General features: G+C 73.5%; 26 protein-coding genes. 14 read left to right on the plus strand and 12 right to left on the minus strand.

The window, feature by feature from the left end; translation table 11 throughout:
• Window positions 1-56 precede the first annotated feature (56 nt).
• Both ACFQRF_RS24595 and ACFQRF_RS24600 read left to right on the plus strand, forming a co-directional pair.
• A complete protein-coding gene (locus ACFQRF_RS24595) occupies window positions 57-680 on the plus strand; it encodes a class I SAM-dependent methyltransferase (RefSeq protein WP_379873558.1) in 624 nt (207 codons plus the stop codon).
• A 110-nt stretch (window positions 681-790) separates the two neighbouring features.
• Entirely contained in the window at window positions 791-1,333 is a 543-nt protein-coding gene (locus ACFQRF_RS24600) for a DUF6924 domain-containing protein (RefSeq protein ID WP_379873559.1), read from the plus strand.
• Window positions 1,334-1,388: 55 nt separating this feature from the next.
• Here ACFQRF_RS24600 and ACFQRF_RS24605 read toward each other — a convergent pair whose 3' ends face one another.
• Window positions 1,389-2,393, minus strand: coding sequence for a TIGR03557 family F420-dependent LLM class oxidoreductase (locus ACFQRF_RS24605; RefSeq protein ID WP_379873560.1), 1,005 nt, complete (start codon window positions 2,391-2,393; stop codon window positions 1,389-1,391).
• Between the two features lie 165 nt (window positions 2,394-2,558).
• Here ACFQRF_RS24605 and ACFQRF_RS24610 point away from each other — a divergent pair, with 165 nt between their 5' ends.
• A complete protein-coding gene (locus tag ACFQRF_RS24610) occupies window positions 2,559-3,857 on the plus strand; it encodes an ABC transporter substrate-binding protein (RefSeq protein ID WP_379873561.1) in 1,299 nt (432 codons plus the stop codon).
• Window positions 3,848-4,798, plus strand: coding sequence for an NAD(P)-dependent alcohol dehydrogenase (locus ACFQRF_RS24615; RefSeq protein ID WP_379873562.1), 951 nt, complete (start codon window positions 3,848-3,850; stop codon window positions 4,796-4,798). The genes ACFQRF_RS24610 and ACFQRF_RS24615 overlap by 10 nt, the downstream gene beginning before the upstream one ends.
• 34 nt (window positions 4,799-4,832) lie before the next feature.
• Here the strand turns inward: ACFQRF_RS24615 and ACFQRF_RS24620 are convergent, their stop codons facing one another.
• On the minus strand, window positions 4,833-5,396 hold the full coding sequence (locus ACFQRF_RS24620; protein ID WP_379873563.1) for a TIGR03086 family metal-binding protein: 564 nt from the start codon (window positions 5,394-5,396) through the stop codon (window positions 4,833-4,835).
• A 293-nt stretch (window positions 5,397-5,689) separates the two neighbouring features.
• Here ACFQRF_RS24620 and ACFQRF_RS24625 point away from each other — a divergent pair, with 293 nt between their 5' ends.
• The 3 genes from ACFQRF_RS24625 (at window position 5,690) to ACFQRF_RS24635 (ending at window position 8,820) form a co-directional block, all read left to right on the plus strand.
• Window positions 5,690-7,099, plus strand: coding sequence for a sugar porter family MFS transporter (locus tag ACFQRF_RS24625; RefSeq protein WP_379873564.1), 1,410 nt, complete (start codon window positions 5,690-5,692; stop codon window positions 7,097-7,099).
• A 164-nt stretch (window positions 7,100-7,263) separates the two neighbouring features.
• Window positions 7,264-8,262, plus strand: coding sequence for an aldo/keto reductase (locus ACFQRF_RS24630; RefSeq protein ID WP_379873565.1), 999 nt, complete (start codon window positions 7,264-7,266; stop codon window positions 8,260-8,262).
• A gap of 42 nt (window positions 8,263-8,304) precedes the next feature.
• The gene (locus tag ACFQRF_RS24635; RefSeq protein WP_379873566.1) at window positions 8,305-8,820 is read left to right on the plus strand and encodes a flavoprotein; all 516 of its coding nucleotides are present in this window, start codon (window positions 8,305-8,307) and stop codon (window positions 8,818-8,820) included.
• A gap of 7 nt (window positions 8,821-8,827) precedes the next feature.
• Here ACFQRF_RS24635 and ACFQRF_RS24640 read toward each other — a convergent pair whose 3' ends face one another.
• Entirely contained in the window at window positions 8,828-9,325 is a 498-nt protein-coding gene (locus ACFQRF_RS24640) for an NUDIX domain-containing protein (RefSeq protein WP_379873567.1), read from the minus strand.
• 90 nt (window positions 9,326-9,415) lie between these two features.
• Here ACFQRF_RS24640 and ACFQRF_RS24645 point away from each other — a divergent pair, with 90 nt between their 5' ends.
• The 4 genes from ACFQRF_RS24645 (at window position 9,416) to ACFQRF_RS24660 (ending at window position 12,755) form a co-directional block, all read left to right on the plus strand.
• Window positions 9,416-9,973 (plus strand): Chromate resistance protein ChrB, encoded by a 558-nt coding sequence (locus tag ACFQRF_RS24645; protein ID WP_379873568.1) that lies wholly within the window; start codon window positions 9,416-9,418, stop codon window positions 9,971-9,973.
• A 30-nt stretch (window positions 9,974-10,003) separates the two neighbouring features.
• Window positions 10,004-11,239 carry an MFS transporter gene (locus ACFQRF_RS24650; protein WP_379873569.1) on the plus strand — a complete coding sequence of 412 codons (1,236 nt, stop codon included), beginning with the start codon at window positions 10,004-10,006 and terminating at the stop codon, window positions 11,237-11,239.
• A gap of 228 nt (window positions 11,240-11,467) precedes the next feature.
• On the plus strand, window positions 11,468-11,590 hold the full coding sequence (locus ACFQRF_RS27755; RefSeq protein ID WP_465262341.1) for a DUF397 domain-containing protein: 123 nt from the start codon (window positions 11,468-11,470) through the stop codon (window positions 11,588-11,590).
• Between the two features lie 205 nt (window positions 11,591-11,795).
• Window positions 11,796-12,755, plus strand: coding sequence for an EamA family transporter (locus tag ACFQRF_RS24660; RefSeq protein WP_379873570.1), 960 nt, complete (start codon window positions 11,796-11,798; stop codon window positions 12,753-12,755).
• A 76-nt stretch (window positions 12,756-12,831) separates the two neighbouring features.
• Here ACFQRF_RS24660 and ACFQRF_RS24665 read toward each other — a convergent pair whose 3' ends face one another.
• Window positions 12,832-14,181, minus strand: coding sequence for an amino acid permease (locus ACFQRF_RS24665; RefSeq protein WP_379873608.1), 1,350 nt, complete (start codon window positions 14,179-14,181; stop codon window positions 12,832-12,834).
• Between the two features lie 327 nt (window positions 14,182-14,508).
• On the opposite strand from ACFQRF_RS24665, the gene ACFQRF_RS24670 reads away from it, so the two are divergent.
• Complete coding sequence (locus tag ACFQRF_RS24670) at window positions 14,509-15,249, plus strand: DUF2306 domain-containing protein (RefSeq protein ID WP_379873571.1); 741 nt, start codon at window positions 14,509-14,511, stop codon at window positions 15,247-15,249.
• Window positions 15,250-15,292: 43 nt separating this feature from the next.
• Here the strand turns inward: ACFQRF_RS24670 and ACFQRF_RS24675 are convergent, their stop codons facing one another.
• Window positions 15,293-16,549: a hypothetical protein gene (locus tag ACFQRF_RS24675; RefSeq protein WP_379873572.1), complete on the minus strand. Its 1,257-nt coding sequence runs from the start codon at window positions 16,547-16,549 to the stop codon at window positions 15,293-15,295.
• A gap of 77 nt (window positions 16,550-16,626) precedes the next feature.
• Between ACFQRF_RS24675 and ACFQRF_RS24680 the strand changes: the two genes are divergently transcribed.
• Window positions 16,627-17,328: a TetR/AcrR family transcriptional regulator gene (locus tag ACFQRF_RS24680; protein WP_379873573.1), complete on the plus strand. Its 702-nt coding sequence runs from the start codon at window positions 16,627-16,629 to the stop codon at window positions 17,326-17,328.
• 104 nt (window positions 17,329-17,432) lie between these two features.
• Here the strand turns inward: ACFQRF_RS24680 and ACFQRF_RS24685 are convergent, their stop codons facing one another.
• From ACFQRF_RS24685 to ACFQRF_RS24695, 3 genes are all read right to left on the minus strand, one after another.
• On the minus strand, window positions 17,433-18,215 hold the full coding sequence (locus ACFQRF_RS24685) for a thioesterase II family protein (RefSeq protein ID WP_379873574.1): 783 nt from the start codon (window positions 18,213-18,215) through the stop codon (window positions 17,433-17,435).
• A gap of 131 nt (window positions 18,216-18,346) precedes the next feature.
• The gene (locus tag ACFQRF_RS24690; protein ID WP_379873575.1) at window positions 18,347-18,553 is read right to left on the minus strand and encodes a DUF397 domain-containing protein; all 207 of its coding nucleotides are present in this window, start codon (window positions 18,551-18,553) and stop codon (window positions 18,347-18,349) included.
• Window positions 18,553-19,395 (minus strand): helix-turn-helix domain-containing protein, encoded by an 843-nt coding sequence (locus ACFQRF_RS24695; RefSeq protein WP_379873576.1) that lies wholly within the window; start codon window positions 19,393-19,395, stop codon window positions 18,553-18,555. Before ACFQRF_RS24695 ends, ACFQRF_RS24690 begins: the two co-directional genes overlap by 1 nt.
• A gap of 278 nt (window positions 19,396-19,673) precedes the next feature.
• Here ACFQRF_RS24695 and ACFQRF_RS24700 point away from each other — a divergent pair, with 278 nt between their 5' ends.
• The gene (locus tag ACFQRF_RS24700) at window positions 19,674-19,970 is read left to right on the plus strand and encodes a hypothetical protein (RefSeq protein ID WP_379873577.1); all 297 of its coding nucleotides are present in this window, start codon (window positions 19,674-19,676) and stop codon (window positions 19,968-19,970) included.
• Between the two features lie 10 nt (window positions 19,971-19,980).
• On the opposite strand, the gene ACFQRF_RS24705 is transcribed toward ACFQRF_RS24700, so the two are convergent.
• The 4 genes from ACFQRF_RS24705 to ACFQRF_RS24720 all read right to left on the minus strand — a co-directional run bounded on the left by ACFQRF_RS24705 (window position 19,981) and on the right by ACFQRF_RS24720 (window position 24,262).
• Window positions 19,981-20,757: an alpha/beta fold hydrolase gene (locus ACFQRF_RS24705; protein ID WP_379873578.1), complete on the minus strand. Its 777-nt coding sequence runs from the start codon at window positions 20,755-20,757 to the stop codon at window positions 19,981-19,983.
• Between the two features lie 359 nt (window positions 20,758-21,116).
• Entirely contained in the window at window positions 21,117-21,902 is a 786-nt protein-coding gene (locus tag ACFQRF_RS24710; protein ID WP_379873609.1) for an exodeoxyribonuclease III, read from the minus strand.
• 103 nt (window positions 21,903-22,005) lie between these two features.
• A complete protein-coding gene (locus ACFQRF_RS24715; protein WP_379873579.1) occupies window positions 22,006-23,139 on the minus strand; it encodes a glutathione-independent formaldehyde dehydrogenase in 1,134 nt (377 codons plus the stop codon).
• A gap of 73 nt (window positions 23,140-23,212) precedes the next feature.
• Entirely contained in the window at window positions 23,213-24,262 is a 1,050-nt protein-coding gene (locus ACFQRF_RS24720; RefSeq protein WP_379873580.1) for a tyrosine-type recombinase/integrase, read from the minus strand.
• Window positions 24,263-24,331 lie beyond the last annotated feature (69 nt).

Below are 24,331 nucleotides of genomic sequence, written 5' to 3' on the forward strand. Positions count from 1 at the left end.
GGCCGTCACCGGAAATACCGGTGGCGGCCGCCCGGCACGTCTGTCAGGCTGCCGGCATGACCGACGACGACCGCCGCGACCTCGTCCGCGCCGGGTACGACGCGCTGTCCGAGCGGTACCGGGGCGACCGTGACACCCCCGCCGAGCACGTCGCGTGGGCGGCCGAGCTGCGGACCCGGCTGCCGCCGGAGGCGCGGGTGCTCGACCTGGGGTGCGGCAACGGCGTCCCCGTCACCGCCGATCTCGTCGCGCACGGACACCGGGTCACCGGTGTCGACTTCAGCGCCGTCCAGCTCGCCCGCGCCCGCCGTCTGGTCCCGGGCGGCCGGTTCGTGGCGGCGGACGTGACCAGGGTGGGCTTCGCCGCCGGCACCTTCGACGCGGTCGTGTGCCTCTACACGCTCATCCACATGCCACAGCGCGAGCAGCCGGAGCTGCTGCGCCGCATGCACTCTTGGCTGCGCCCCGGCGGATGGCTGCTGGCCACCGTCGGCGAGACCGACTGGACCGGGACGGAACGGAACTGGCTCGGCGGGCCCGCTCCGATGTGGTGGAGCCATCCGGACGCCGGCACGTCCCGGAACTGGCTCCGCTCGGCCGGGTTCCAGGTGGTCACCGAGGAGTTCGTGCCGGAGGGCACCGGCGGCCACCGGCTGTTCTGGGCGCGCCGCCCGGCCTGACCGGCCGGGATCTCCGGCGCGAACGTGGTGCCGACGGTGAGGGGGCGCGGACTGTCCGGACCGCCTGATTCACTGCACCGCGTCCGATCCCGTCGACTGGAAAGCGACCCATGCGTGCACCCCTCCCCACCGGCTCGGAGAACATCCTGGTCGTCCGGACCCACTACAGCGACGACGCGGCATGGCGCGAGCTGCGGCGCCTGATGACGTCGCCCGCCGAGCTCTTCCCTCCGGAACAGGACTTCCTGCAGCTGCGAACCGTCCCCGTCGACCCGGCGTGGGAGCACACCAAGCAGGGGCTCGCCCAGTACCGGGCGGAACAGCACGAGAACATCGAGGCCGTGGACGACCCGAGTTGGGAGGGTGCCTCCGCCGCGGAAGTCCGTGCCGCCCTGGCCGACAGCGAGCTGTGCGTGGCCTTCCTCGCCGACGCCGTCACCATGGCCGCCCCCGGCCGGTGGCCCATGCTGGCGGTGGACCTCACCCCGGCGGACGGCGAGGAGGGGGAACCGGGAGAGTTCCGGCTCCACCCGGACATGCTGCACTACATCCACGTCAACATGGAGGTGGGCAACATGTACTTCTCGGACTACGAGTACGCCACCGCCGACGCCCCCGTACGGTTCGGCGACTTGGCCCCGCCACGGGGCTGACGCCGCTGGTGGCGCGCTCGGCGGGCGCGCCACCAGGGGTCCCTGGCCGCAGCCCTCAGCGGCCCGCCTGCCCCGGCACCGCCGCCGCGGGCTGCCGGCGGCGTTTCAGTTCGGGAAGCACCTCGTGGGCGAAGAAGTCGAAGAACCCGCGCGTGTCGTGCCCGATCTGCCCGACGTAGATCTCCTCCACCCCGGCGTCCACGTACTCGCCGATCGCGTGCAGGTAGGTGTCGGGGTCGGGGCCGCACGGCATCTGGGCGCCGAGGCGGTCGGGGGTGATCAGTTCGCCGGTGAGCTGCTCGAAGTGCCGGGGCAGCGGCAGCAGCTGCGCCGCCTCGCCGGGCAGGGCGTCGTTGGGCCACTGGGCGGCGGCGTACCGCCGGGCCTCTTCGGCGTCGGGGCCCCAGCAGACCTTGAGGCCGCCCTGGATCGGCTTGCCGGCGCCGCCGCTGCGCCGGAACACCTCGATGGTCTCGCGGCTCGGGCCCATGGTGACCAGCCCGTCGCCCACCCGGCCGGCGAGTTCGGCCGACTTCTTGCCGAACGCCGACACGTACACCTGTGGCGGACGCTCCGGCAGCGTGTACAGGCGGGCGGTGTCCACCGTGTAGTGCCGCCCGCGGTGGGTGACCTGGCGGCCGGTCCACAGCCGGCGCATCACCTCGATCGACTCTTCCAGCATTTCGCGGCGCTCCGCCGCGGACGGCCACCGTTCCCCGGTGACGTGCTCGTTGAGCGCCTCGCCCGTCCCGACGCCGAGCGTGAACCCACCACGGGCGAGCGCGGCCGAGGTGGCGGCGGCCTGCGCGACGATCGCCGGGTGGACCCGAATCATGGGGCAGGTGACCGCGGTGGCGATCGGCAGCGAGACGGCCTCCCCGATCGCGCCGATCACCGACCAGACGAAGGGACTGTGACCCTGAACGTCCAGCCAGGGATGGAAGTGGTCCGAGATCCACAGCGCCTCGAAGCCCGCCTCCTCGGCGAGCCGCGCCTGCTGGACCAACTCGCGCGGTCCGTGCTCCTCCGAGGCGAGAAAGTAGCCGATTGCCCGTAGCACCGTCCGTGGCCCCCAATGCCGGTTCTCACGTGGCCGGAGCGGTCTCCGCGCCGGCCGGGTCTGCACGACCGCTATCCCGTGGATCGGCTCCCTAACATGCCGGCCCGGATCCGGCCCCGGACCCGGCGGCCGGCGCGACCCGCTTCCCCGCTGTGCGTCGGCGCCGTGGTACCCCGGACCGGGCGGCTGGCCCGGCTCGGCGACCCACTGTCGTACCCGCTGCGCACGCTGTCGCCGCGGCTGGCCCACGTTCGCCGCGGAGGCCGCCGCCGCGCGCGGCGGGTCGCGGTCCGTGACAGCAGGTCCGACCCGGTGCAGGCCCGTCAGGCCGTGCGGGAGCCGGCCGAGGGGGAACGGGTGGACGTCGTGATCACCATGGCGGGCACGCGGGTGCAGCCGGCCGTGGTGGACGCCGGCGAGGAACCGCGGGTGCCGTGCGTGTCCACCACGTTCCCCTGGCAGGCGTACGTCCACGGGGGCGCCACCGGGGAGCGCGGCGGGCACCGCTGGACCTACCACTTCGCCTGGGGGCTGGACGACATCGCCACCGTGTTCGCCGAGTTGTGGGAACGTCTGGGCACCGGGCAGCCGGTCGGCTGCCTCAGGAACGACGACCTGCGGGGCCGGCTGCTCCGGCATGAGGACCACGGGTTCGCGCCCGTCGCCCGCAGGCGCGGCCACACTCTGGTCGACCCGGGCGGCTACCGGGAGCCCGCCACCGACCTGAGCGGCCACGTCGGCCACCTGCGCCGGCACGGCACCGGCATCGTCACGAGCGCCGCCACCGCCGCCGACCTGGCGCTGTTTCTCCGCCAGGCGCGCGAGGCCGGGCTGCGCCCGCGGCCGGTCACCTGCTCGCGGTGGCCGGCCTACCCACACAGCACCGCCGACCCCGTCCACGACCGGCGGGACCGCGACGAACCGGCCCGGGCGCGGGTCGCCACCCTCGTCCACTGGACGCCCGCCCACCCCTGCCGCTCGTCGCTGGACGGCCGTACCGCCGCCGAACCGGCGGCCGGCTACCAGCGGGACACCGGGCGGCCGTGGCTGCAGCCGCTCGGTCCGGGCGTACGCGCTCGTCGAGGTCGCGCACCACGCGCTCGCCTCGGCCGCCGACCCCACGTAGCCCAGCGCCGTCGCCGACGCGATCGCCGCCACCCGGCTGCCCACGGTGGCCGGGCCGCTCGTCCAGTCGAGCGGCCCGGTCCCGGACATCGCGCCGGTCCCGTTCGCCGGAGGCCAGTGGCCGCCCACCCACGACGGACACGGCCGCGCCGTGGTCGGCAACACCGGCCTGCCGGACGTGCCCGTCACCGCCGAGCTGATGCCGGCGCACTGACCGTCCGGCCGCACGCCCGCGGCCCGATGAGGCAAGCGGTTCCCGGTCCTCCTAGGATGCGGACAGCGCTGTCCACGGGGGCGGCGCCGAGCCGCCGGCCGGACGGAGAGAGCACATGGCCATGACCGACACCACGATGCGGGCGGTGCAGTTCGACCGGGCCGGAGGGCCGGAGGTCCTGCAGCTGCGCGACGTCCCGGTGCCCGCCCCGGCCGCCGGTCAGGTGCTCGTGCGGGTGCACGCCGCCAGCGTCAACCCCCGTGACGTCATGAGCCGCCGGACGCGCTTCGGCCGTTTCCCGCGCGGCACCGGTATGGACTACGCGGGCGAGGTGGTCGAGGCCGGCCCGGGCGGGGCCGGCGACCTCCGGCCCGGGCAGCCGGTGTGGGGGTATTTCGGCCCGGTGCGCACGGCGACCGGCGCGGCCGCCGACTACCTCGTCGTGGGGCGGGAGCAGGTGGCGGCCGCGCCCGCCGGACTCGACGCCGTGTCCGCCGCGGCGCTGCCCACCGTCGGCACCACCGCGCTGCAGGCACTGCGCGACCACCTGCGGCTGCGGCCCGGCCACCGGCTGCTCGTGGTCGGCGCCGCCGGTGGCGTCGGCGGTGTCACGGTCCAGCTCGGCCGCGCGATGGGCGCGCACGTCACGGCCGTGGCCGGCGCCAGCAACGCCGACTTCTGCCGGGAACTCGGAGCCGACCGCGTCCTCGACTACGACTCGGCCGAACCGGACGGCCTGGAACCACGGTTCGACGCTCTCGTGGACTGCCACGGGGCCGCCCCGCGCCGGTACCAGCGGCTGCTGCGCCGCGGCGGCCGCGGCGTCGAGATCGCCGTCCGGGCCTTCCCCTTCGCCCTGCGTTCCTGGCTGGTCGGCCCCCGGGTCGGCCTCCTCATCTCGCGGCCGCGGCGCCGCGACATGGAGGAGCTGGCCGGCTACGTCGACCGCGGCGCGCTGCGGCCGGTCGTCGAGCAGGTGTACCCGCTGACGGCCGTCCAGGACGCGCACCGCGCGGTCGAGTCCGGTCACGCCCGCGGCAAACGCGTCCTCGACCTGACCCGGTAGGGCCCGCGGCGGCGCCGCGGGAATCGCGAGGGCGTCAGGGCCGCCGGCCGGTCAGCGCCAGCAGCCGGTCCTGCGGATCGGCGTCGGCCGGGACCGGCACGGGGTCGTCGAACAGCCCGCCGCCGCCGAAGAAGTCCTGGCGCTCGGCCCAGGCGAGCATCGCCTCGGCCAGTTCACGGTCGAGCCGGTCGTCTGCGCCGATACCGCGGGCGAGGTCCCAGGCGTGCACGGTGAGGTCGAAGGTCATCTGCTCCAGGTAGACGGTGGCGGGGACGTCACCGAAGGACAGGTGCACCGTGCGCTCCGGCGCTCCGGGCTGCAGCCACGCGGTCCGCGCCTCGCGGGCGGCGATCTGCCATGTCGCGTACGGTTCCTCGCCGAGCCGGTCGCCGTCGAATCGGCCACCCGCCTCCGCGATCGTCCCGCCGCCGAGCAGATGCGGCACCCACAGCTGTTCGGTGACGAGGTGGTTCACGAGGTCGTGCACGTCCCAGCTCGCGCACGGTGTGGGCTTCGCCCACTCGGTGAGTTCGACGGCGGCCACGCGCCGGTCGAACTCGGCCGTCGCCCGGCCGTGCAGGTCGAGCAGTTCCGGCATCGCGTCTCCCTTCGGTGCGGGGCACGGCCGGCCGGCCGTGCCTGCCGTCCCTTACCCGATCGGACGGCCGTGCAACGTGCCGCCGGCCGCAGAGTGGGTACGGCGACCGAACGCCCTCGCGTGCGCCGGGCCGGCGGGCGCCGCGCGTTCGCGGGTCCGGCGGCGGGGGTGTCCGGCAGATCTCACCCGGGGACGGCATCAGCAGCTCACCGGGTGTGTTGATCTTGGGGGAGAGCACGACGACGTCGGGCCGCTCCGGGCGCACGGCCCGAGCGGCCCAGCTAGGAGTGACCGTGTCAACAGACGCTGAAAGGGCCCGGGCGAGCGGCGAACTGAACATCGTGCACGTCGCCATGATCGCCGGAGCGGCGGCGATGGGGGGTTTCCTGTTCGGCTACGACAGCGCCGTGATCAACGGCGCCGTCGCCGCCATCCAGGACCATTTCCAGGTGGGGGCGGCCGAGACGGGGCTGACGGTCTCGGCGGCGCTGCTCGGGTCCGCCGCCGGGGCGGCGATAGCCGGGGGGATGGCCGAGCGGTTCGGCCGGATCCGGGTGATGCAGATCGCCGCGATCCTGTTCGGGGTGAGCGCCATCGGCTCGGCGCTGCCGTTCGCCATCTGGGACCTCGCACTGTGGCGGGTCGTGGGCGGCGTCGCCATCGGCATCGCCTCGGTGATCGCGCCGACCTACATCGCCGAGGTGGCCCCGCCCGCCTACCGGGGCCGGCTGGCCTCGCTGCAGCAGCTCGCCATCGTCCTGGGCATCGCGATGTCCCAGCTGGTCAACTACGCCCTGGCGGCAACGGCCGGCGGCAGCGCTCTCGGGTGGATCGGCCCGCTGCAGGCGTGGCAGTGGATGCTCGGCGTCGCGCTGGTTCCCGCCCTCATCTACTTCCTGCTGTCGCTGATCATCCCGGAATCGCCGCGCTACCTGGTGCGCGTGGGCCGGGTCGACCGCGCCCGGGTGGTGCTCCGTGAGGTGGAGGGCGGCGACGTCGACCTTCGCGTCCGGGAGATCAGGCAGGCGCTGGGCTCGGAGGTCCGGCCCCGGCTGCGCGACCTTCGCGCGGGACGGTTCGGGCTGCTGCCGATCGTGTGGATCGGGATGGCGCTCTCCGCCTTCCAGCAACTGGTCGGCATCAACGTGATCTTCTACTACTCCTCCTCGCTCTGGCAGTCCGTCGGCATCGCGGAGAGCAACTCGCTGCTGCTCAGCCTGTTCACCTCGATCGTGAACATCGTGGGCACGTTCGTCGCGATCGGGCTGGTCGACCGGATCGGCCGCAAGCCCCTGCTGCTCACCGGCTCGGCGGGCATGGCGGTCGCCCTGGCGGTCACCGCGTACGCGTTCGGCCACGCCGAGGTCGTGGGAGAGCAGGCCCGGCTGCCGTTCGCGTGGGCGTCGGTGGCGCTGGTGTCGGCGAGCGCGTTCGTGCTGTTCTTCGCCCTGTCCTGGGGCGTGGTGACGTGGGTGCTGCTCGGCGAGATGTTCCCGCTGCGGGTGCGCGCGGCGGCCATGGCGGTGGCGACCGCGACGCAGTGGATCGCCAACTGGCTGGTCACCGTGACGTTCCCGAGCCTGCGGGACTGGAACCTGCCGGGCACCTACCTGCTGTACACGGCGTTCGCGGTGCTGTCCTTCGTGTTCGTGTGGCGGTTCATCAAGGAGACCAAGGGCCGCACGCTGGAGTCGATGGGATAGTCCCGGCTCCGCGCCCCTCCGCCGTCCGCCCGCGCCGCCTCACGGCCCGGGCGGGCGGCGTGCCACGTGGTGCGGCCGAGACCGGAGGCGGTGCCCTGAAGCGGCCGCCTCTGTAGGATGCGCAGCGGCGCCGTGCAGCCGCGGCGGGAACCCGGAGGAACCGGATGCGCTACCGTCTGCTCGGCCCGACCGGGCTCCGTATCTCGGAGCTGTTCCTCGGCGCGATGGGCTTCAGCGACGTGGATGAGAGCCGGCCCATTCTGGACGCCTATGCCGACGCCGGCGGCAACGTGATCGACACGGCGTCGGCCTACGGGCGCAGCGAGGAGATCGTGGGCGCGCTCCTGGACGGCCGCCGGGACCGCTTCGTCCTCGGTTCCAAGTACACGCTCTCCCGCGACGGCGGCGACCTCAACGCCGCCGGCAATCACCGCAAGAACCTCGTGCTGTCCCTGGAACAGAGCCTGCGGCGGCTGCGCACCGACTATCTCGACGTGTACTGGGTGCACGTGTGGGACCGGCACACGCCGGTGGAAGAGACGATGCGCGCGCTGGACGACCAGGTGCGGGCCGGCAAGGTGCTGTACGTGGGGATCTCCGACGCGCCCGCGTGGGTCGTCGCCCGCGCGAACACACTGGCGCAGTGGCGGGACTGGTCGCCGTTCGCGGCGCTGCAGGTGCCCTACAACCTGCTGCGGCGCGACGCCGAACGGGAGCTGCTGCCGATGGCCGAGGCGCTCGGGATGACCGTCGCGGTCTGGGGGCCGCTCGCCGGGGGAGTGCTCTCGGGGAAGTACTCGCGTACCGGTGGCGCTGGGGCCGGCGCCCGGCTCGCGCCGGAATCCGTCACCGAACGCGAGCACGCCGTCGCCCGGGCGGTCACGGAGATCGCCGGTGAACTGGGCGCCACCGCCGCCCAGGTGGCGATCGCGTGGACCCGCGCCCGGTCGCCGGCCGTGACGCCGATCATCGGGGCGCGCAGCGTCGAGCAGCTCAGGGAGGATCTCGGCGCCGCCGACCTCGTGCTGCCCGGCGAGGCCGTCGAGCGGCTGCGGACGGCGGCGGCGTTCGAGCCGGGCTTCCCGGCGGACTTCATCGCCCAGTGTGACACCGCTCCGATGGTCTACGGCGAGGCCGTCGCGCGGGTCGACGGGCGGAGGTGACGCCGCCGGGCGGTTCGGGCGGCGGGCTTCTACACTTGCCGCATGGCCGGCACGCTCTATCTCGTCGTGTCCGGCGCCTCCGCTCCCGAGGGCGTTCCGGAACTCGTCCGGCTGCTTCGCTCGGCGGGGTGGGAGGTGCTGGTCCTGTCGACCCCGATGGGACAGCGGTTCCATGACCTGGCCGAGCTGGAAGCGCTGACCGGGCAGCCGGTGCGCGTCGACTACCGGATGCCCGGGACGGGGCGTCCCCTCCCGCCCGCGGACCGGGTGCTCGCCTGCCCTCTCACGTTCAACAGCACCAACAAGTTCGCGCAGGGCATCGCGGACTGTTTCGCGATCGGCCTGCTCTGCGAGATGGCCGGATACGGCGTGCCCACGGTCGTGGTCCCGTGGTGCAAACCCGAACTGGCGCGGCACCCGGCGTTCCAGCGTTCCCTGGCGGCATTGCGGTCCATGCCATCGGTGACCGTGCTGCACGATCCGGCGAGTGCGCCCGGCGGGGGCATGCCCGGCTGGCACGAGGTGGTGCGGGCCGTCGCGCTCCCCGCCGGGAGCTGACCGGCGCCTACTCTGCCAGGGGCCGTGACCAGTCGACCGGCCGGCCGTGCTCCAGGTACACGGTCCGCTCGGCCTTGAGGCAGGCGGAGATCCGCCGGGCGGTCGGCTCGGGAAGGTGGCCGGCGAGGTCCGCCGGATCCACGAGGCGGGCGTCGCTGAGCTCGTCCTTGGGCAGCCGGATGGCCTCGAACTGGCCGGGGGTCAGAGTCCCGGCGAACACGAACGCCGTTGCCGGGCGGCCGTCCGGGCTCAGGTGCGGCGGAACCCAGTCGACGCAGGCCAGTGCGGTTAGGTGCGGGACGAAGCCCAGCTCCTCGGCGCACTCACGCCGGCAGGCCGTGAGCGGGGACTCCAGTTGTTCGATGGTGCCGCCGGGCATTCCCCACCCGGGCTTGTAGGTGGGGTTCACCAGCAGTACCCGCCCGACCTCGTCGCGGAGCAGCGCCGAGGCGGCGCCGCGGGAGCGGGGCAGGCTTTCGTAGAAGGCCAGTTCGGTGTCGGACATGGTGGAAGACTACGCCGCGCCATCCACCCGCCACATGCACCACACCTTCCTGTCACGCGAGCGTTTGTAACCGCTGCTACATTTCCGGGTGTGACGACTTCCGGGGAACACGTGACGGACCGCTGGGTGCTGCTGCTCGTCCGGTTGCCGAAGCAGCCCTCGCGGCACCGCGTGGCGGTGTGGCGGGAGCTGCGGCGGGTCGGGGCGGTCTCCATCGGGCAGGGCACCTGGGCGGTGCCGGACGTCCCGGTCTTCGCCGAGGGACTGCGCCGGGCCACCGAGCTCGCCGGGCGGGGCGGCGGCGAGACCATCGAACTGCGGGCCGCGGGCCGCACCCCCGCCGACGCCGAGCGATTCCGCGCGCTGTTCGACGCGGCCCGCCGCGACGACTGGACGGAGTTCCTCACCGACTGCGGCCGGTACGTCGAAGAGATCGCCAAGGAGATCCGCACCGCCAAGTTCACCCTCGCAGAACTGGAGGAGGAGGAACAGAGCCTCGAACGGCTGCGCCGCTGGCACCGCGACCTGCAGACCCGCGACGTCTTCGGCGTCCCCGAGGCGGCCGAGGCCACCGAGCGGCTGCGGGAGTGCGCCGCGGCCTACGAGGACTACGCCGAGCGCGTCATCCGCGCCCTCCATGAGGCGTGACCGCCTCCCCGCACCGGAAGGAACCCCCCCATGACCAACACCGCCACGGCGGGGGCGACGCCCCGATGGCGGATCTGGCCGCTGTACGCGGCCGGCTTCACCACGGCGTTCGGCGCCCACGGCATCGCCGCGAACCTGGGCGAGTACACCCAGGGCGGGTTGGCCTCCTTCCTGGTGCTCGGCGCGCTGCTCGCCGTCTACGACGGCGTCGAGGTGCTGCTGAAACCGGTCTTCGGCGCCATCGCCGACCGGGTGGGCGCGCGGCCCGTACTGCTCGGCGGCCTGGCCGCCTTCGCGGCGGCCTCGGCGGCGTTCCTCCTGCTCAGCGCCGCCGGCGCCCCCACCGCGGCGCTGTGGCTGGCCCGGCTCGGCCAGGGAGCGGCCGCTTCGGCGTTCTCCCCGGCGGCGAGCACTCTAGTGGCCCGGCTCTCCCCGCGGGCCGGCCGCGGCCGGGCGTTCGGCTCCTACGGCTTCTACAAGAGCCTCGGCTACACGCTCGGCCCCCTGCTGGGCGGCGTGCTGATGGCCCTCGGCGGGATGACCGCGCTGTTCGCGGTCATGGGGGCGCTCGCGTTCACCGTGGCGGTCTGGGCCGCGATCGCCGTCCCGGCGGTCGCGCCGCTGCCGCGAACCCGCCAGACGGTGCTGGACCTGGCGCGCGGGCTCGGCCACGGATGGTTCCTGCGCCCCACGGTCGCGCTGGCCGGGGCCACCGCGGCGCTGTCCGTCGGGGTGGGCTTCCTCCCGGTCTCGGGGGCCGCGGCCGGACTCGGTTCGGTGGCGACCGGTGCCGCGGTGTCGGTGCTGGCCGCCTGCGGGGCCATCACGCAGCCACTGGCCGGGCGCGCGCTCGACGCCGGCCGGATCAGCGCCGCCACCGGGTTGACGACCGGCCTGCTCGTCACCGCGGCGGGACTGGCCGCCGCGCTGCTGCCCGGCCTCGCCGGTGTCCTGCTGGCGGCGGTCGCGATCGGCGCGGGGACCGGCCTGATCACCCCGGTCGCCTTCGCCGTCCTGGCCGCGTCCGCACCCGAGGAGCGCATGGGCCAGGTGATGGGGTCCGCCGAACTCGGCCGCGAACTCGGCGACGCCGGCGGCCCGCTGCTCGTCGCGGGCGTGGCCACCGCGACCGCGCTCTCCGGTGGATACGCCGCCCTTGCCGTGTTGCTGGCCCTCGCCCCGCTGATGCTGATCCGCCGGCGATCGGCCCCCGGCCCGGACGCGGTGGATGGATCCGCCGAGCGGGAGACCCGTCCCGCCCGGTGAAAGAGGGCGCTGCCCGACCCGGCGTGAGGGGGTCCGTATCACGGGCTCCCTCACCATTCTGGACACGGCACCCTTCAGGGGGTCCATGTCGATCGGCACAAGAGTGTCCTCTTTCGGGACGATGCTCATGAAGTCGAGGAACACCTCAACGTGCTCGATAGGCTCCGCACGGAAGCCGACTGAGACACGGACACCATCGAGGGTCTACGCCGAGCAGAGGGATGAGACGTGAACAGCACGTGGTCCAAGAGCAGCTACTCCAAGCCATCAGGGGAGTGCGTGCAGGCCGCTCCGCTCGACCGCGATCGTGCGGCATCCGCGACTCCAAGGACTCTGACGGGTCGTCGCTGACGGTCTCCCGCTCGGAGTGGTGCGGGTTCCCCACCGTCCTGAAGGCCGGAAACCTCACAGACTCCTGAGCGCGGCAAGATGGAACGGGCCGTACCCCGTCGGCCAAGCCGCCCCCTGGAGCGCCGGGCCGCGGGGCACGCCCCGTAGGATCATCGGGTGCTTCACCCGTTCCGTTCCTCCCGCCCCGCCCCTCGCGTGAGCCACCATGGGTGAGCCCGCCGCCCGGCGCCGCGCCTCCGGGCTCGGCTTCGCGCTCGCCTCCGCCCTGGCCTTCGGGGGCTCCGGTCCCTTCGCCCGGCCGCTCATCGACGCCGGTGTCGGCCCGCTCCAGGTCACCTGGCTGCGCGTGGCCGGCGCCGCCCTCCTGCTGCTGCCGCTGGCGATCCGGCACCGCCGCGCGCTGCGGACGCACCCATGGCTGCTGCTCGCCTACGGCGCGTTCCCCATGGCGGGCGTGCAGGCGTGCTACTTCGCCGCGATCTCCCGGATCCCGGTCGGTGTCGCCCTGCTCATCGAGTTCCTCGGCCCGATCCTCGTGGTGGCCTGGATCCGGGTGGTGCGCCGGCAGCGCGTGCCCCGCGCCGCCGCCGTCGGCGTGGTGCTGGCGCTGGCCGGGCTCGCCTGCCTGGTGGAGGTGTGGGCGGGTGTGCGGTTCGACCCGATCGGGCTCGCCCTCGCCCTGGGCGCGGCGTTCTGCCAGGCCGGATACTTCCTGCTCTCCGACGCCGCGGGGGACGAGGTCGACCCGCTGGCCGTCATCTCCTACGGCGCGCTGGTCGCCGCCGCCGTCATCACCGTGTTCGCGCGCCCGTGGACGCTGCCGTGGCAGCTGCTCACCGGTGACGTGCACATCGCCGGTGCGACGACCTCGGCGCTGGTCTCGGTGGTGTGGCTGGCGTTCGTGTCCACCGCCGTGGCCTACGTGACGGGGGTGTGGGCGGTCCGCCGCCTCTCGCCGACGGTCGCCGGCGCGGTCTCCTACCTGGAGGTGCTGACCGCGATCGTCCTGGCCTGGCTGATGCTGGGGGAGGCGCTCACCTCCGTGCAACTGCTCGGCGCGGTGATCGTGGTCGCGGGCGCGTTCGTCGGGCAGAAGGCCGTCGGTTCCGGCGACGGCACCGACCGCGGCGGCGACGTCCCGGCCGCGTCCCGGACCGGCACCTGACCGTGGTCACCGTCCCGGAGGAAACACAGGGGGCACCGGCCACGGCCGGTGCCCCCTCGGTTTCTCCCGGGCGCGGCTACTCCGCGTCCCGGCCGTACTCCAGCGCCTGGTCGCTGACCGGCGTGCGCCCCAGCCACCGCCGCAGCTCGTAGCCGGCCAGCACCGCCGCCACGCTCGCCAGCGTCGCCCCCAGCGGCATCCGCTGGTCCGGCAGGAACGCCATCGCGACCAGGATCACCACCAGCCCGCCGAGCGTCAGCCACGACAGGTACGGAAAGCCCCACATCCGGAACGTCAGCCGCTCCGGCGACTCGCGCCGCAGCAGCGCGCCCATCCGCAGCTGGGACACCACGATGGTGATGAACAGGATGAGCAGGATCGCGCCGATCGAGGCGACGAGGAAGGCGAACACGGTGTCCGGCCACAGGTAGTTGCCGATCACCGACAGGTACCCCACCACGGTCCCCAGCAGGATCGCCCGCGTGGGCACGCCGCGCCGGTTGACCGCCGCCAGCGCCCGCGGGGCGTCGCCCTGCCGGGTCAGGACGTGCAGCATGCGCGAGGAGGTGTACATCGCGGCGTTGAGCACGCTCAGCACCGAGATCAGTACCACGATCTCCATGACGAGCGGGGCCGCCGGGATCCCCACGGTCTCCATCACCGACACGAACGGGCTCGTCACCAGGTCGGCCGAGTTCCACGGCAGCACCGCCACCACGACGAGGATGGAGGCCACGTAGAACAGCGCGATGCGCCACAGCACGTTGGTGGTCGCGCGGGCCACCCCCGTCTCGGGCTCGGAGCTCTCCCCGGCGGCGATGGTGACGATCTCCACCCCGCCGAACGAGAACAGCACCACCACCGTGGCGGCGCCCACCGCCACCCAGCCGTTGGGCGCGAAGCCGCCGTGCTGCCACAGGTTGGCGACGGTCGCGCCGTCCGCGCCGGGCCACAGGCCCACCGCGAACAGGCCGCCCAGGACCAGGAAGACGATGATGGTCGCGATCTTCACCATCGAGAACAGCGACTCCGTCTCGCCGAACACCCGCACCGAGATCAGGTTGGCCGCGGTCATCACCAGCAGCAGGGCGAGCGAGAGCAGCCACGCGGGGGCGGGCACCCACTGGGCCAGGATCGCCGCGGCGGCCACCGCCTCGGCCGCGACCAGCACGCTGTACAGCCACCAGTACAGCCAGCCGATGCAGAACCCGGCGCGGGGCCCCAGCGCCAGGCGGGCGTAGTCGGAGAACGCCCCGGCGGCCGGACGGGCCACCACCATCTCGCCGAGGGCGCGCAGGGTGCACAGCACCAGCGCCCCGGCGACCAGGTAGGACACCACCGCGGCCGGCCCGGCCGCGTTGATCACGGCACCGGAGCCGACGAACAGCCCGGCGCCGACCGAACCGCCGATGGCGATCATCGTCATGTGCCGTCGGCGCAGGCCGTGCGCCAGCCCGGACGCCGGGCGGGTACGAGAGGCCGCCTTGGAGGGCGGCGTGACATGCGGGTTCACGCCCACCGAGGCTACGCGGCCCAGGCCGCGTGCGGGGCACCGGCCCGGCCGTGTCGCGCGAGGGGACGCCGCACGGCCGCCGCCGCGTCCGCCTCCGCCATGGGGCCCGGTGGTACGGGCACCCCCGCCCGGAGGGGCACGCGCTCCCCGCGAACGTGGGGTCCCGCGCTCCTGCCCCGCCCCGGGCCACCGGGACAGGATCGGAGGCGCCGGAATCCCCTGCCCGAAGGCACGATGACCATGTCCTCTCCCCTTACGCGCCGCACGGCGTCCGTCCGGTCCGTCCTCACCCGCCCGTGGGTCGGCCCGCTCGCGGTGGTGACCGTCGTCTTCCTGGTGCTCTCGCTCCCGCCGTACCTCGGGCTGGACCCGAGCCGGTCCCGGGTGGCGATCCCCGAAGACCGGCCGCTGTACTACCCGATGCTGGCGACGCACATCTTCCTGGGCACGGTCGCCCTGGTGACCGGCTGCCTGCAGGTGTGGCCGTGGCTGCGCCGCCGTCACCCGGCGGTGCACCGGTGGAGCGGGCGCGTCTACGTCTTCGGCGGGGTGCTGCCCGCCGGGGCGGCCGTGCTGTTCGTCGCGCCGTTCGGCGAGTTCGGCCCGGCCCAGCAGACGGGCAACACGCTGCTCGCGGTGCTGTGGCTGCTCGTCACGGTGGCCGGCTACCGGGCGGCGCGCCGGCGCCAATTCGTCGCGCACCGCGAGTGGATGGTCCGCAGCGTCGCGCTGTCGTTCTCGATCGTGGCCAACCGGCTGTGGATCGTCGCGTGCCTGGCCGTGTTCACGCCCGAGGCGCTCACGGGCGCCACTCCGGATCCGGCCACGTTCGCCCAGGCGGTGGGCGTGTCCACCTGGCTGAGCTGGGTGGTGAACCTGCTCGTGGCCGAGTGGTGGCTGCAGCGTGGCCGGTTCCGGGAACGTGCCCGTGGCGGGACCGTGCGGGCCCGGCGGGAGGCGGGGACGCCCGCCGGGGCCTGATCGGGTTCCGCCGGTCCGCCCCCGTGCGGGCCGGCGGACTCCCTCATCCGCGCTCGGCGCGGTGCCGCGCCGGCGTCCCGTTCCGCGGGCTCTCGGCCTGCAGGTCCGCGGGGAGCAGTTGCTCGGTGAGCAGCCGCCGCACCCGGTGGGCGCGGTCGGTGGAGTCCAGCCAGGACTCCAGCAGCCGCCACCCGTGGTGGTAGCCGAAGACGTACAGGCTCATCCCGGGGGCTCCGATGGACGCGAGCGCCGCGCCGGTCTCGGTCTCGTCCAGCAGCGCCCACCGTGCCAGGTAGGCCGCGATCTCCGCCTCCGGACGTCCCTCGGCCACCAGATGCGCGGCGTTGGCCCAGGCGCCCCACAGCGCGTTCCTGGCCTCGTGGACGGCCGCGAAGTCGCTGCCGTCCGGCCGCACGCCCCGCTCGGCGAGCACGTTGTCGGCCAGCCACGCCTGGGCCTGGTCGCCGGGGAACACCAGGGACTGGGCGTGCAGGCCGAGCCCCTCGCTGAGCACGAACGACGGCGACAGCATGAACCGCACCCAGTGGTCGGTCCGGCCCTGAGCGTCGAGGAGGTGGATCTCCTTGAGCACCGACTCGGCGATGTGGCCGGGATGCCCCTCGTGCGCCACCACGTACAGCAGGTCGGCCAGGTTGAACGGCAGGCCGCCGTTGATGAAGATCGTCGAGCGGCGGCCGCCGTGGTGGTGCCCGGCCGCGAGGTAGTGCGCCTGGGGGACCACCCGGCAGTCCACGACCTCGTCGGGCGGCAGCGCCACGAGGGCGCCGGTGCGGGCGCGCGTCTCGGCCACCGCCCGGCCCACCAGCTCCGGCAGCCGCCCCATCTCCGCCGACGGCAGCCGGTGCCGGTCCTGCCACGCGCGCAGCCGCGCGGCCAGGGAGCCACCGGAGCGGGGCAGCGCCGCGTCCAGCCGGGCGTGCGCCGCCTCGAATTGCTCTTCCGCGACCCATTCGACGTCCACGCCGAGACACGCGCGGGCGTACTCGCCCAGCGGCGGCCGCGCACCGGCCAGCCGGCCCGCGACGGCGCGCATCGCGCGGACCTGCGCGGCCAGGTAGCGCGCCCGCGCCGCCTCGAACGGCAGCTCGTCCAGCAGCCGGTCGGCGTCGGCGGTGAGCCGCCCGGCCGGCGGCGGCTCTTCCGCCTCGACCCCCGCCCGCCACTCGTCGGGCCCCCGGTAGATGAGCATGGTGGCGCCGCCGGAGCCGGCCACCCGGCGGTCGAGCCGCAGGGCCAGCAGCGCGTAGTCGCGCACCCACTCCTCTTCGGTCACGGTCACGTCTCCTCCCGGTCCGGTCTCGGATGCCGGCCAAGCTAGCTGTACGGTTCTTCCGTACATCGCACGGAAGGAGTGGAATGTCGCGACCACACCCGGCCGTCTGGCTGCGCGACGAACCGCCGCCCCGTCGGCCGCGGCTCACCCGGGAACGGATCACGGAGGCCGCCGTGGCGCTGCTGGACGCCGAAGGCGTCCCGGGATTCTCCATGCGCCGCCTCGCCGCCCGGCTCGGCGCCGGCACCATGTCGCTGTACGAGTACGTCCCCGCCAAGGAGGACCTGTTCGACCTCGCCCTGGACACGGTCATGGCCGAGATCGACCTGCCCGAGCCGGCCACGGCGCGACCTCCGGACTGGCGCGCCGAACTCACCCGCCAGGCGGTGCAGAGCCGGCGGGTGATGCGGCGCCACCCGTGGATGACCGAGCTCATCGGCACCCGGCCGCTGCTCGGCCCCAACGCGCTGTCCCGATCCGAGCGCTTCCACGCCGCCCTCGCCGCGGCCGGCTTCGCGGGCGCGGAGCTCGTCGCGGCGGCCGGCGCCGTGTCCAGCTACGTGCACGGCTACGTCGTCACCGAGAACGTGTGGCGGACCCGGATGCGGGACCCGGCCGAGGAGCGCGAGCTGCGCCGCCGCGCCCAGGAGTACCTCGCCGGAGAGTCCGGCCGCTATCCGGTGCTGTCGGAGCACTCGCGGCTGGAGGACGCCGACTTCGACGCCGGGTTCCGCAGCGGCCTGGAGATCGTCCTCGACGGGATCGCGGCCCGGCTCACGCGGTGACCCGGCAGCCGCGCTGGTGCCCGGGCGCCGATCCTTTGGGCGGCCACGGACGTCCCACCAGGCGCTCCGCCGGCCGGTGGGACGTCCGTGGCCGCGACCGGCCGCTAGGAGGCGACCACGGCCACCGTCTCGCTGACGGCCGCCGCCACGTCGCGGGGATGGTCGCTGAGGTAGAAGTGCCCGCCGGGGAACACCCGGACGTCGCAGCGGCCGGTGGTGTGCGCGGCCCACGCGTGGGCGTCGGCGACCGGCAGCTGAGGGTCGCGGTCACCGGTGAACACGGTGATGGGGCAGCCGACCCGCGCGGCGGGATCGGGGGTGTGCGTCTCGATCGCGGTGTAGTCGGCCCGCAGCGCCGGGAGGAGGAGCGCGCGGAACTCCTCGTCGGCGAACAGCTGCGGGTCGGTGCCGCTCAGGCTGAGCACGTGCTCCAGCAGGTCGTCGTCGTCACGCAGGTGGATGGACTGGGACCGGCGCCGGGACGGCGGGCGGCGGCCCGAGAGCAGCAGCGCGGCGGGGGCCGCACCGGTCCGCTCCAGGAGCCGGGCGGTCTCGAAGGCGAGTTCGGCGCCCATGCTGTGCCCGAAGAACACGAGCGGGCGGCCCTCGGCCGCGAGCGGGCGCAGCTCCCCGGCGATCAGCCGGGACAACTCGGTCAGGTCGGCGACCGGCGGCTCGGCCAGCCGGTCCTGGCGGCCCGGATACTGCAGGGCCACGACGTCGACGAACGGCGCCAGGGCGCTGAGGTTCGCCGACAGCGGGGTGTAGGAGGTCGCGGGGCCTCCGGCGTGCGGGAAACAGACGAGGTGGACGCGGCCGGTGTCATCGGGGTGGGACACCGGGTGGAAGCGACGGATCCAGGGGGACGCGTGACCGGCTGCTGGCATGGGTTCCTCCGCTCACAGGGGGACACGGCGAAAGCGTCCGTGACGTGTGCGGCGTCGCGAACACGATGGGGAAAACTCTAGCCCGCGTACGTCCGTTCGCTTGCCCCTGCCCGGGCACAGCTAGCGAGAACTCAGAATTCGTCGCGACCGACGTCTACGAGAAACGCACGCCATTCGGTGGCAGGAAAGGACAGGTTGAGCAGGTCCGGGTGTCGAGAATCGCGCACGCTCATGTGCGGGCCGTTACTGTCGAGCGTGACCTCGACGCAGTCGCCCCCCTGCGGTCCGCTGAAGGATGATTTCCACCACTGACGTCTGCCTGCTGTGCGTACCGTCATCACATCTTCTCCGCGATCTGGGATATCAGTTCCACCGAAGTGGATGGAGGGAGGGCCTGACCACAGAGGGTGATGAAAGCTAGCTGACTGGGTGTGACGTCTTCCGTCCTGTCAGTGACCTTCGCGCTCCTTGGGCCTTCTACGTACAGCAGATTATCGCCATCTGGTAGACGGAGCAGGGTCATAGAGCCGTCCAGCCCGGGATGGGCACCGGCCGAATACGGAAGAACGAGCAGGTTGATGTGCGGTGCCTCGCTCGCGGAGGCCAAGTGCTCCAGCTGCTCCCGCATGACGGTCCGACCACCGACGGGGCGTCGAAGGACGCTCTCGTCAATCACGAACCATGCCAGGAGTGGAGGCTCGCGTTCGAAGACCTGCTGGCGTCGTATCCGTGCTTCGGTCTGTCGTTCGATCTGGTCGACTGCCAGCGGGGGGCAACTGCTGCTCAGCACAGCGCGAGCGTACGTCTCCGTCTGGAGTAACCCGGGGACGGTCAGGGCGGCAAACTGGAGGAGCGTGACCGCTTCTGCTTCCAAGCCGACGAAATCCCGGAACCAGTCGGGATAGGCGTCCCTGCTGTCCAGTAGCGGCAGAATTCGCGCGAGCGCACCACCAGTGCCAAGAATCCGATCACATGAGCGCGTGAAGTCGATATCCGGCGCGCGTTTCGCCGCCTCAATCATGGCCACCTTGGAACGCCCGTATCCGAGCTTCCGCGCCAACTGCTCCTGGGTCAGCTGCGCCTCTTCCCGGTATCGCTTGAGCTCCAAGGCGTAATAGGCGGCTGCACGCGACTCATTGGCAGGCTCTTCGCGCGGCGGAACGGCACGTAGATCGGTCATGACGGACTCCAATGCCTAAAAGAGCCGAACAGGAAACCCCTTGATGGTGCCGGATGACGGCACGCCGGATCTGCCCTTTCACGCTAGCCGTTCCGAGTCCGTCGGTGCGCACTTTCCCCAGGTCCTTCATGTCTCGGTCCCCGCCGGGTGTCACGCCCAGCCGGCAATCGTCACACGCGCGTCACGTCGTGTTGCCGCATTTCGGGCGAGGCGTCGCACCTGAATCGCGACGTCGAAAGCCGTGTGCCAATGCCCTGGTGTGCCGCATGCTCGTTCCTATGAGCAGCACGCACCCAGTACTGAGCGCTATGGGCGCTCGAATACCCCTCCAGGTCGAAGTCGAGCAACTGTGCCGCGAACAAGCGCCGCGCCGATTCGCCATCTGCGAGATGGACTACGCCGCCGACGACGCATTGATCCTCGCCTGGGGGTACTCCCTCGATGGAGGGGAACGGGTCATCGTGGTCGGCGAGGCCGGTGGACCACGGTTCGCGACTTTCCGGAGTATCGATCGCGCGAAGCGCGTCTTCGGCCGGGCGACAGATGTGCATCTCGTCTGGATCGATTCCCCGTGACCAGTGCGCCTCAGGCCGAATCCCCGGGATCCGGCGACCCCCCGCCGGATCCCGGGGCGCGCGTGGCCAGCACGTCCGCCGCGTCCGCCACGATCTTGCCGAACACCTCCGGCTGGTCCAGGCTCACCATGTGCCCCGCGCGCGGCACCACCAGCAGGCGGCCGTCGGCGCACGCCCGCAGGAACCGGCGTTCGTGGATCCGGAAGTGGTCGCGGGCCCCGTTGATCAGCCACACCGGCCCCGGGTAGGACGCCAGCAGCGCCAGCACGTCGAGGTCGGCGATCTCCTCGATCACCGCCCGCGCCGCCTCCATCGCCAGCCCGCCGTCCAGTACCGCCGCCGCGCCGTCGGCGGGCAGCGTCCAGCGGTGGAACCGGGCGTTCACCGCCAAGCCGCGATCCGGCAGCCGGTCCAGCAGCGCCGCCGGGATGCGGTACACGTGCGCCAGCGCGTTGACCGGCCGGGCCGAGCACGACACCGCCATCAGCCCGGCGACGCGCTCCGGGTGCGCCGCCGCCGCGCTGATCGCCACGAACCCGCCGAGCGACAGGCCCACCACCAGCGCACGGCCGCCCACCTCGTCCACCGCGGCGCGCACCGCCGCGACCGCGCCGGCCAGCGTGAACGTCTCACCGCGCCGCCGGCCGTGACCCGGCAGGTCGGGGGCCACCACCCGCCGCCCCTCCGCGCGCAGCGACCGCAGTTGCGGCCGCCACATGCTCCCCGACAGCCGGATGCCGTGCACCAGCACGATCGGCACCCCGCCGGCCGTGGCGTCACCGGTCATTGGCCTCGCCGTCCCGTTCCCTCAGGGCGCCGCCCGGCCGGCGCCGCGCCCGATCAGCCGCCGGACCGGTCGAAGCCGCCCGCGTGTCCGCACCATGCCCCGCCCTTCCCGTCGATGACCATCCTGGCGGCCTCCGGACGCGCGTTCAGAGTGCCGCGCGCACGGTCGTGTCCGCGGCTCGCCGCCCGTGACGGTGACCCTCTCGGGCCGGCCGCCGGCGGCCGGCCGAGGCTCCGGTCACCGGCGCCGGTCCCACGGTGCGCGCCGCCCGTCTCACACGTTCACCCGTCCGTCCCACGTCGCCGGAGTGCCGTCGAAGCCGCAAGATACGCCGCGCCGCTCGGGGCGACACGGCCGGCTCACTCGTACACCACCGTCACCGGCGCGTGGTCGGACCAGCGGCGGTCGTGACTCGCCGCGCGCTCCACCCGCGCCTCGCGCGCCCGCCCCGCCAGGCCGGGCGTCGAAATGTGGTAGTCGATCCGCCATCCGGTGTCGTTGTCGAACGCGCGCCCCCGGTAGGACCACCACGAGTACGGGCCGTCGACGTCGGGGAACAGCCGCCGGACCACGTCCACGTAGCCGGCCTCGTCGAACACCCGCGACAGCCAGGCCCGCTCGTCCGGCAGGAATCCCGAATGGTTCCGGTTGTCCCGCCAGTTCTTCAGGTCCGCCTCCCGGTGCGCGATGTTCCAGTCGCCGCACACCACCAGCTCCCGCCCCTCGGCCTCCACCTCGGCCCGCCGCCGGACCAGGTACGGCAGGAACGCGGCCATGAAACGCTCCTTCTCCGCCTGCCGCTCGGTGCCCACCTCGCCGGAGGGGAGGTACAGGCTCGCCACCGTGATGTCGCCGAGGTCGCCCTCGACGTAGCGGCCCGCGGCGTCGAATTCTTCGTTGGCGAAGCCGATCCGCACCCCGTCCAGCGCCGTGCGGCTGTACAACGCGACGCCGGAACGCCCGCGGTCGTTCGCCGGGACGAGGGTCACGTGCCAGCCGGCCGGCGCGGCCACCGGCGCGGGCAGTTGGGCGTGCTCCACCCGGGTCTCCTGCAGGCACACCACGTCGGCCTCGGTGGCCGCCAGCCATTCGAGGAATCCCTTGCGGGCCGCCGCGCGCAGACCGTTCACGTTCACGGTAGAAATCGTCGTCACCACGACGAGCAGCCTAGCCAACCGGGGGCGGCCGGACCCAGCGCCGGGCGGCCCGTCGCACCCCGCCCGACCAGGCCCGATCCCGGGTCCCGCTCTACGGGTGCAGCACCACCTTCGTGTAGCCCGGCACCCGCCGGTCGAACCGGTCGTAGGCCTCCGGCGCCTCCTCCAGCGGCAGCTCCCTGGTCACCACGAACGACGGCGCGGCGCGGCCCGCCGTGATCAGGTCGCGCAGCCGCCGGTTGTACCGCTTGACGTTGGCCTGCCCGGTGCCCATGCGCAGGCCCTTCTCGAAAAGCCGCCCCATCTCCAGCAGCAGCCGGCCGTGCCTGGCCTCCTCGGTCGGCCCGCCGGGGTCGGCCGGCAGGTACAGGCCCGGGACGCCCAGCGCGCCCGTGGGGCGCACGGTGTGCACCAGGGCGTTCAGCACCGTGGCCGGTTCCTCGCGGCCGTCCCCGGCATGCGCCTGCGCCTGGTAGCCGACCGCGTCGATCCCGGCGTCGGTGCCGCCATCGGTGGCGTCGCGGATCCGCTCGGCCGGGTCGCTCTCGGTGAAGTCGATCGGCTCCGCCCCGATGGACTCCGCCAGACGCAGCCGCTCGGGCACCCGGTCCACCACGAACACCCGCGACGCCCCGCGCAGCAGCGCCGAGTAGGCCGCCATCAGCCCCACCGGCCCCGCTCCGTAGACCGCGACCGTGTCGCCGGGCGCGACCCCGGCCAGCTCGCAGCCGTGGTAGCCGGTGGGGAAGATGTCGGCCAGCAGCGCGTAGTCGGCCTCGTGCTCGGTGCCCTCGGGCAGCGGCAGGCAGTTGAAGTCGGCGTAGGGCACCCGCAGGTACTCCGCCTGCCCACCGCGGTAGGGCCCCATCGACACGTAGCCGTAGGCGCCGCCAGCGAAGCCCGGGTTCACCGTGAGGCAGTACCCGGTGAAGCCCGCCTGGCAGTTGCGGCAGAAGCCGCACGCCACGTTGAACGGCATCACCACCCGCTGCCCCACCCGGATCGACGTCACCGCGGGGCCGGCCTCCTCGACCACGCCGAGGTTCTCGTGCCCGAACACGATGCCGGGCTCGGCGGCCGTGCGCCCCTCGTACATGTGCAGGTCGGACCCGCAGATACAGGTCGACGTCACGCGCACGATCACGTCACAGGGGTGCTCCACCCTGGGGTCGGGCACATCGGCCACGGCCACATCGAACGGTCCTTCGTACACCAGCGCCCTCATCGGAGCCCTCCTCGCGAGCCGGACGATCCTCGGGTGTGGCCCCTACCCGGTGACGGGCGGCGCACCCCGGGATTCAGGTCCGCCGCTCGGCGTCGGGCCCGGCCGCCGTGCCGTCCACGAGCCGGCGCAGCACCCCGTAGGTGCGGTTGGACCGCGCCGCCTCGCGCTGCGCGGCGGCGGTCACGTCGATGTAGGACTGCGAGGAGGTGATGGAGGAGTGCCCCAGCAGCCGCATGATCTCGGTCACCGACGCGCCGTCCTCGGCGAGCCGGGTCGCGAAGGTGTGCCGCAGCGCGTGCACGAGCGTGCCCTTGGCGACCCGGTCGTGCACCCCGGCGTGCCGGTAACACTGCTTGACCAGGTACTGCAGCCCGCCGCGCTGCAGCGCGGCGCCACGGTTGTCCACCAGCAGCGGATCGGTGCCCCGCAGTCTCGCTCCGAACCGCAGGCGGCGGGTCCGCAGGTACTCCTCGATGAGCGCCTCCAGCGGCTCCTCGATCGGCAGCGACCGTGTCTTGTCGCCCTTGCCGACCACCCGGATGCGCCGTTCGCCCGGCCGCCCGCTCAGCGACTCCAGCCGCAGCGACAGCAGTTCGGCCGAGCGCAGGCCGGTGAGCAGGGCCAGCGCCAGCACGGCCAGGTCCCGCTCCGGCCACGGGTCCCGTGCCTTGCGGCAGCCCGCGGCCAGCGCCTCCAGCAGCCGTTCGGGGGTGTCCTCGCCCATCAGCGGCTTGGGCTGGCGGGGTTTGAGCCGCGGCCGGTCCACGGCCGGCATCGGGTTGCCGGGGACCAGCCCCTCGGCCACCAGGAACCCGAAGAACTGGTTCCACGTCGACCAGGCCCGCGTCACGCTGGAGGCGGCCCGGTCGGTCGCGAAGTCGGCGAAGGCCCGCCGCAGCAGCCCACCCGACAGGTCCGCCAGCCGCAGCTCCCGCACGGCGCACCGCTCCGCGGCCGCCGCGCACCGCAGCACCGCCGCCAGGTCCCGCCGGTACGCGGCGACGGTGTGCGGCGACGGCTTGGCCGGACGCCGCGCCACCAGGTACTCCTCGACCGCGTCCGCCACCCGCATCGGCGACGCGCCGCCGGCTCCGCTGTTCTCACTCTCCGCCACTACCCTCATACCCCCAACCATGGCCGATTCCGGGACCCGCGGGCACCGCCGACGGGCCGGAAAGTGCGCGCCGGCCCC

The organism is Marinactinospora rubrisoli, from assembly GCF_042664915.1.
GTDB lineage: Bacteria > Actinomycetota > Actinomycetes > Streptosporangiales > Streptosporangiaceae > Marinitenerispora > Marinitenerispora rubrisoli.

Excerpts from the sequence above, each read along its gene's own strand:
- ACFQRF_RS24640 (WP_379873567.1), bottom strand. The coding sequence starts at position 9,325 with ATGTCCGACACCGAACTGGCCTTCTACGAAAGCCTGCCCCGCTCCCGC.
- ACFQRF_RS24680 (WP_379873573.1), top strand. The coding sequence starts at position 16,627 with ATGTCGCGACCACACCCGGCCGTCTGGCTGCGCGACGAACCGCCGCCC.
- ACFQRF_RS24705 (WP_379873578.1), bottom strand. The coding sequence starts at position 20,757 with ATGACCGGTGACGCCACGGCCGGCGGGGTGCCGATCGTGCTGGTGCAC.
- ACFQRF_RS24695 (WP_379873576.1), bottom strand. The coding sequence starts at position 19,395 with ATGACCGATCTACGTGCCGTTCCGCCGCGCGAAGAGCCTGCCAATGAG.
- ACFQRF_RS24615 (WP_379873562.1), top strand. The coding sequence starts at position 3,848 with ATGGCCATGACCGACACCACGATGCGGGCGGTGCAGTTCGACCGGGCC.
- ACFQRF_RS24660 (WP_379873570.1), top strand. The coding sequence starts at position 11,796 with ATGGGTGAGCCCGCCGCCCGGCGCCGCGCCTCCGGGCTCGGCTTCGCG.
- ACFQRF_RS24635 (WP_379873566.1), top strand. The coding sequence starts at position 8,305 with ATGGCCGGCACGCTCTATCTCGTCGTGTCCGGCGCCTCCGCTCCCGAG.
- ACFQRF_RS24720 (WP_379873580.1), bottom strand. The coding sequence starts at position 24,262 with ATGAGGGTAGTGGCGGAGAGTGAGAACAGCGGAGCCGGCGGCGCGTCG.
- ACFQRF_RS24700 (WP_379873577.1), top strand. The coding sequence starts at position 19,674 with ATGAGCAGCACGCACCCAGTACTGAGCGCTATGGGCGCTCGAATACCC.
- ACFQRF_RS24650 (WP_379873569.1), top strand. The coding sequence starts at position 10,004 with ATGACCAACACCGCCACGGCGGGGGCGACGCCCCGATGGCGGATCTGG.
- ACFQRF_RS24620 (WP_379873563.1), bottom strand. The coding sequence starts at position 5,396 with ATGCCGGAACTGCTCGACCTGCACGGCCGGGCGACGGCCGAGTTCGAC.
- ACFQRF_RS24670 (WP_379873571.1), top strand. The coding sequence starts at position 14,509 with ATGTCCTCTCCCCTTACGCGCCGCACGGCGTCCGTCCGGTCCGTCCTC.
- ACFQRF_RS24600 (WP_379873559.1), top strand. The coding sequence starts at position 791 with ATGCGTGCACCCCTCCCCACCGGCTCGGAGAACATCCTGGTCGTCCGG.
- ACFQRF_RS24595 (WP_379873558.1), top strand. The coding sequence starts at position 57 with ATGACCGACGACGACCGCCGCGACCTCGTCCGCGCCGGGTACGACGCG.
- ACFQRF_RS24690 (WP_379873575.1), bottom strand. The coding sequence starts at position 18,553 with ATGACGGTACGCACAGCAGGCAGACGTCAGTGGTGGAAATCATCCTTC.
- ACFQRF_RS24665 (WP_379873608.1), bottom strand. The coding sequence starts at position 14,181 with ATGACGATGATCGCCATCGGCGGTTCGGTCGGCGCCGGGCTGTTCGTC.
- ACFQRF_RS24630 (WP_379873565.1), top strand. The coding sequence starts at position 7,264 with ATGCGCTACCGTCTGCTCGGCCCGACCGGGCTCCGTATCTCGGAGCTG.
- ACFQRF_RS24685 (WP_379873574.1), bottom strand. The coding sequence starts at position 18,215 with ATGCCAGCAGCCGGTCACGCGTCCCCCTGGATCCGTCGCTTCCACCCG.
- ACFQRF_RS24715 (WP_379873579.1), bottom strand. The coding sequence starts at position 23,139 with ATGAGGGCGCTGGTGTACGAAGGACCGTTCGATGTGGCCGTGGCCGAT.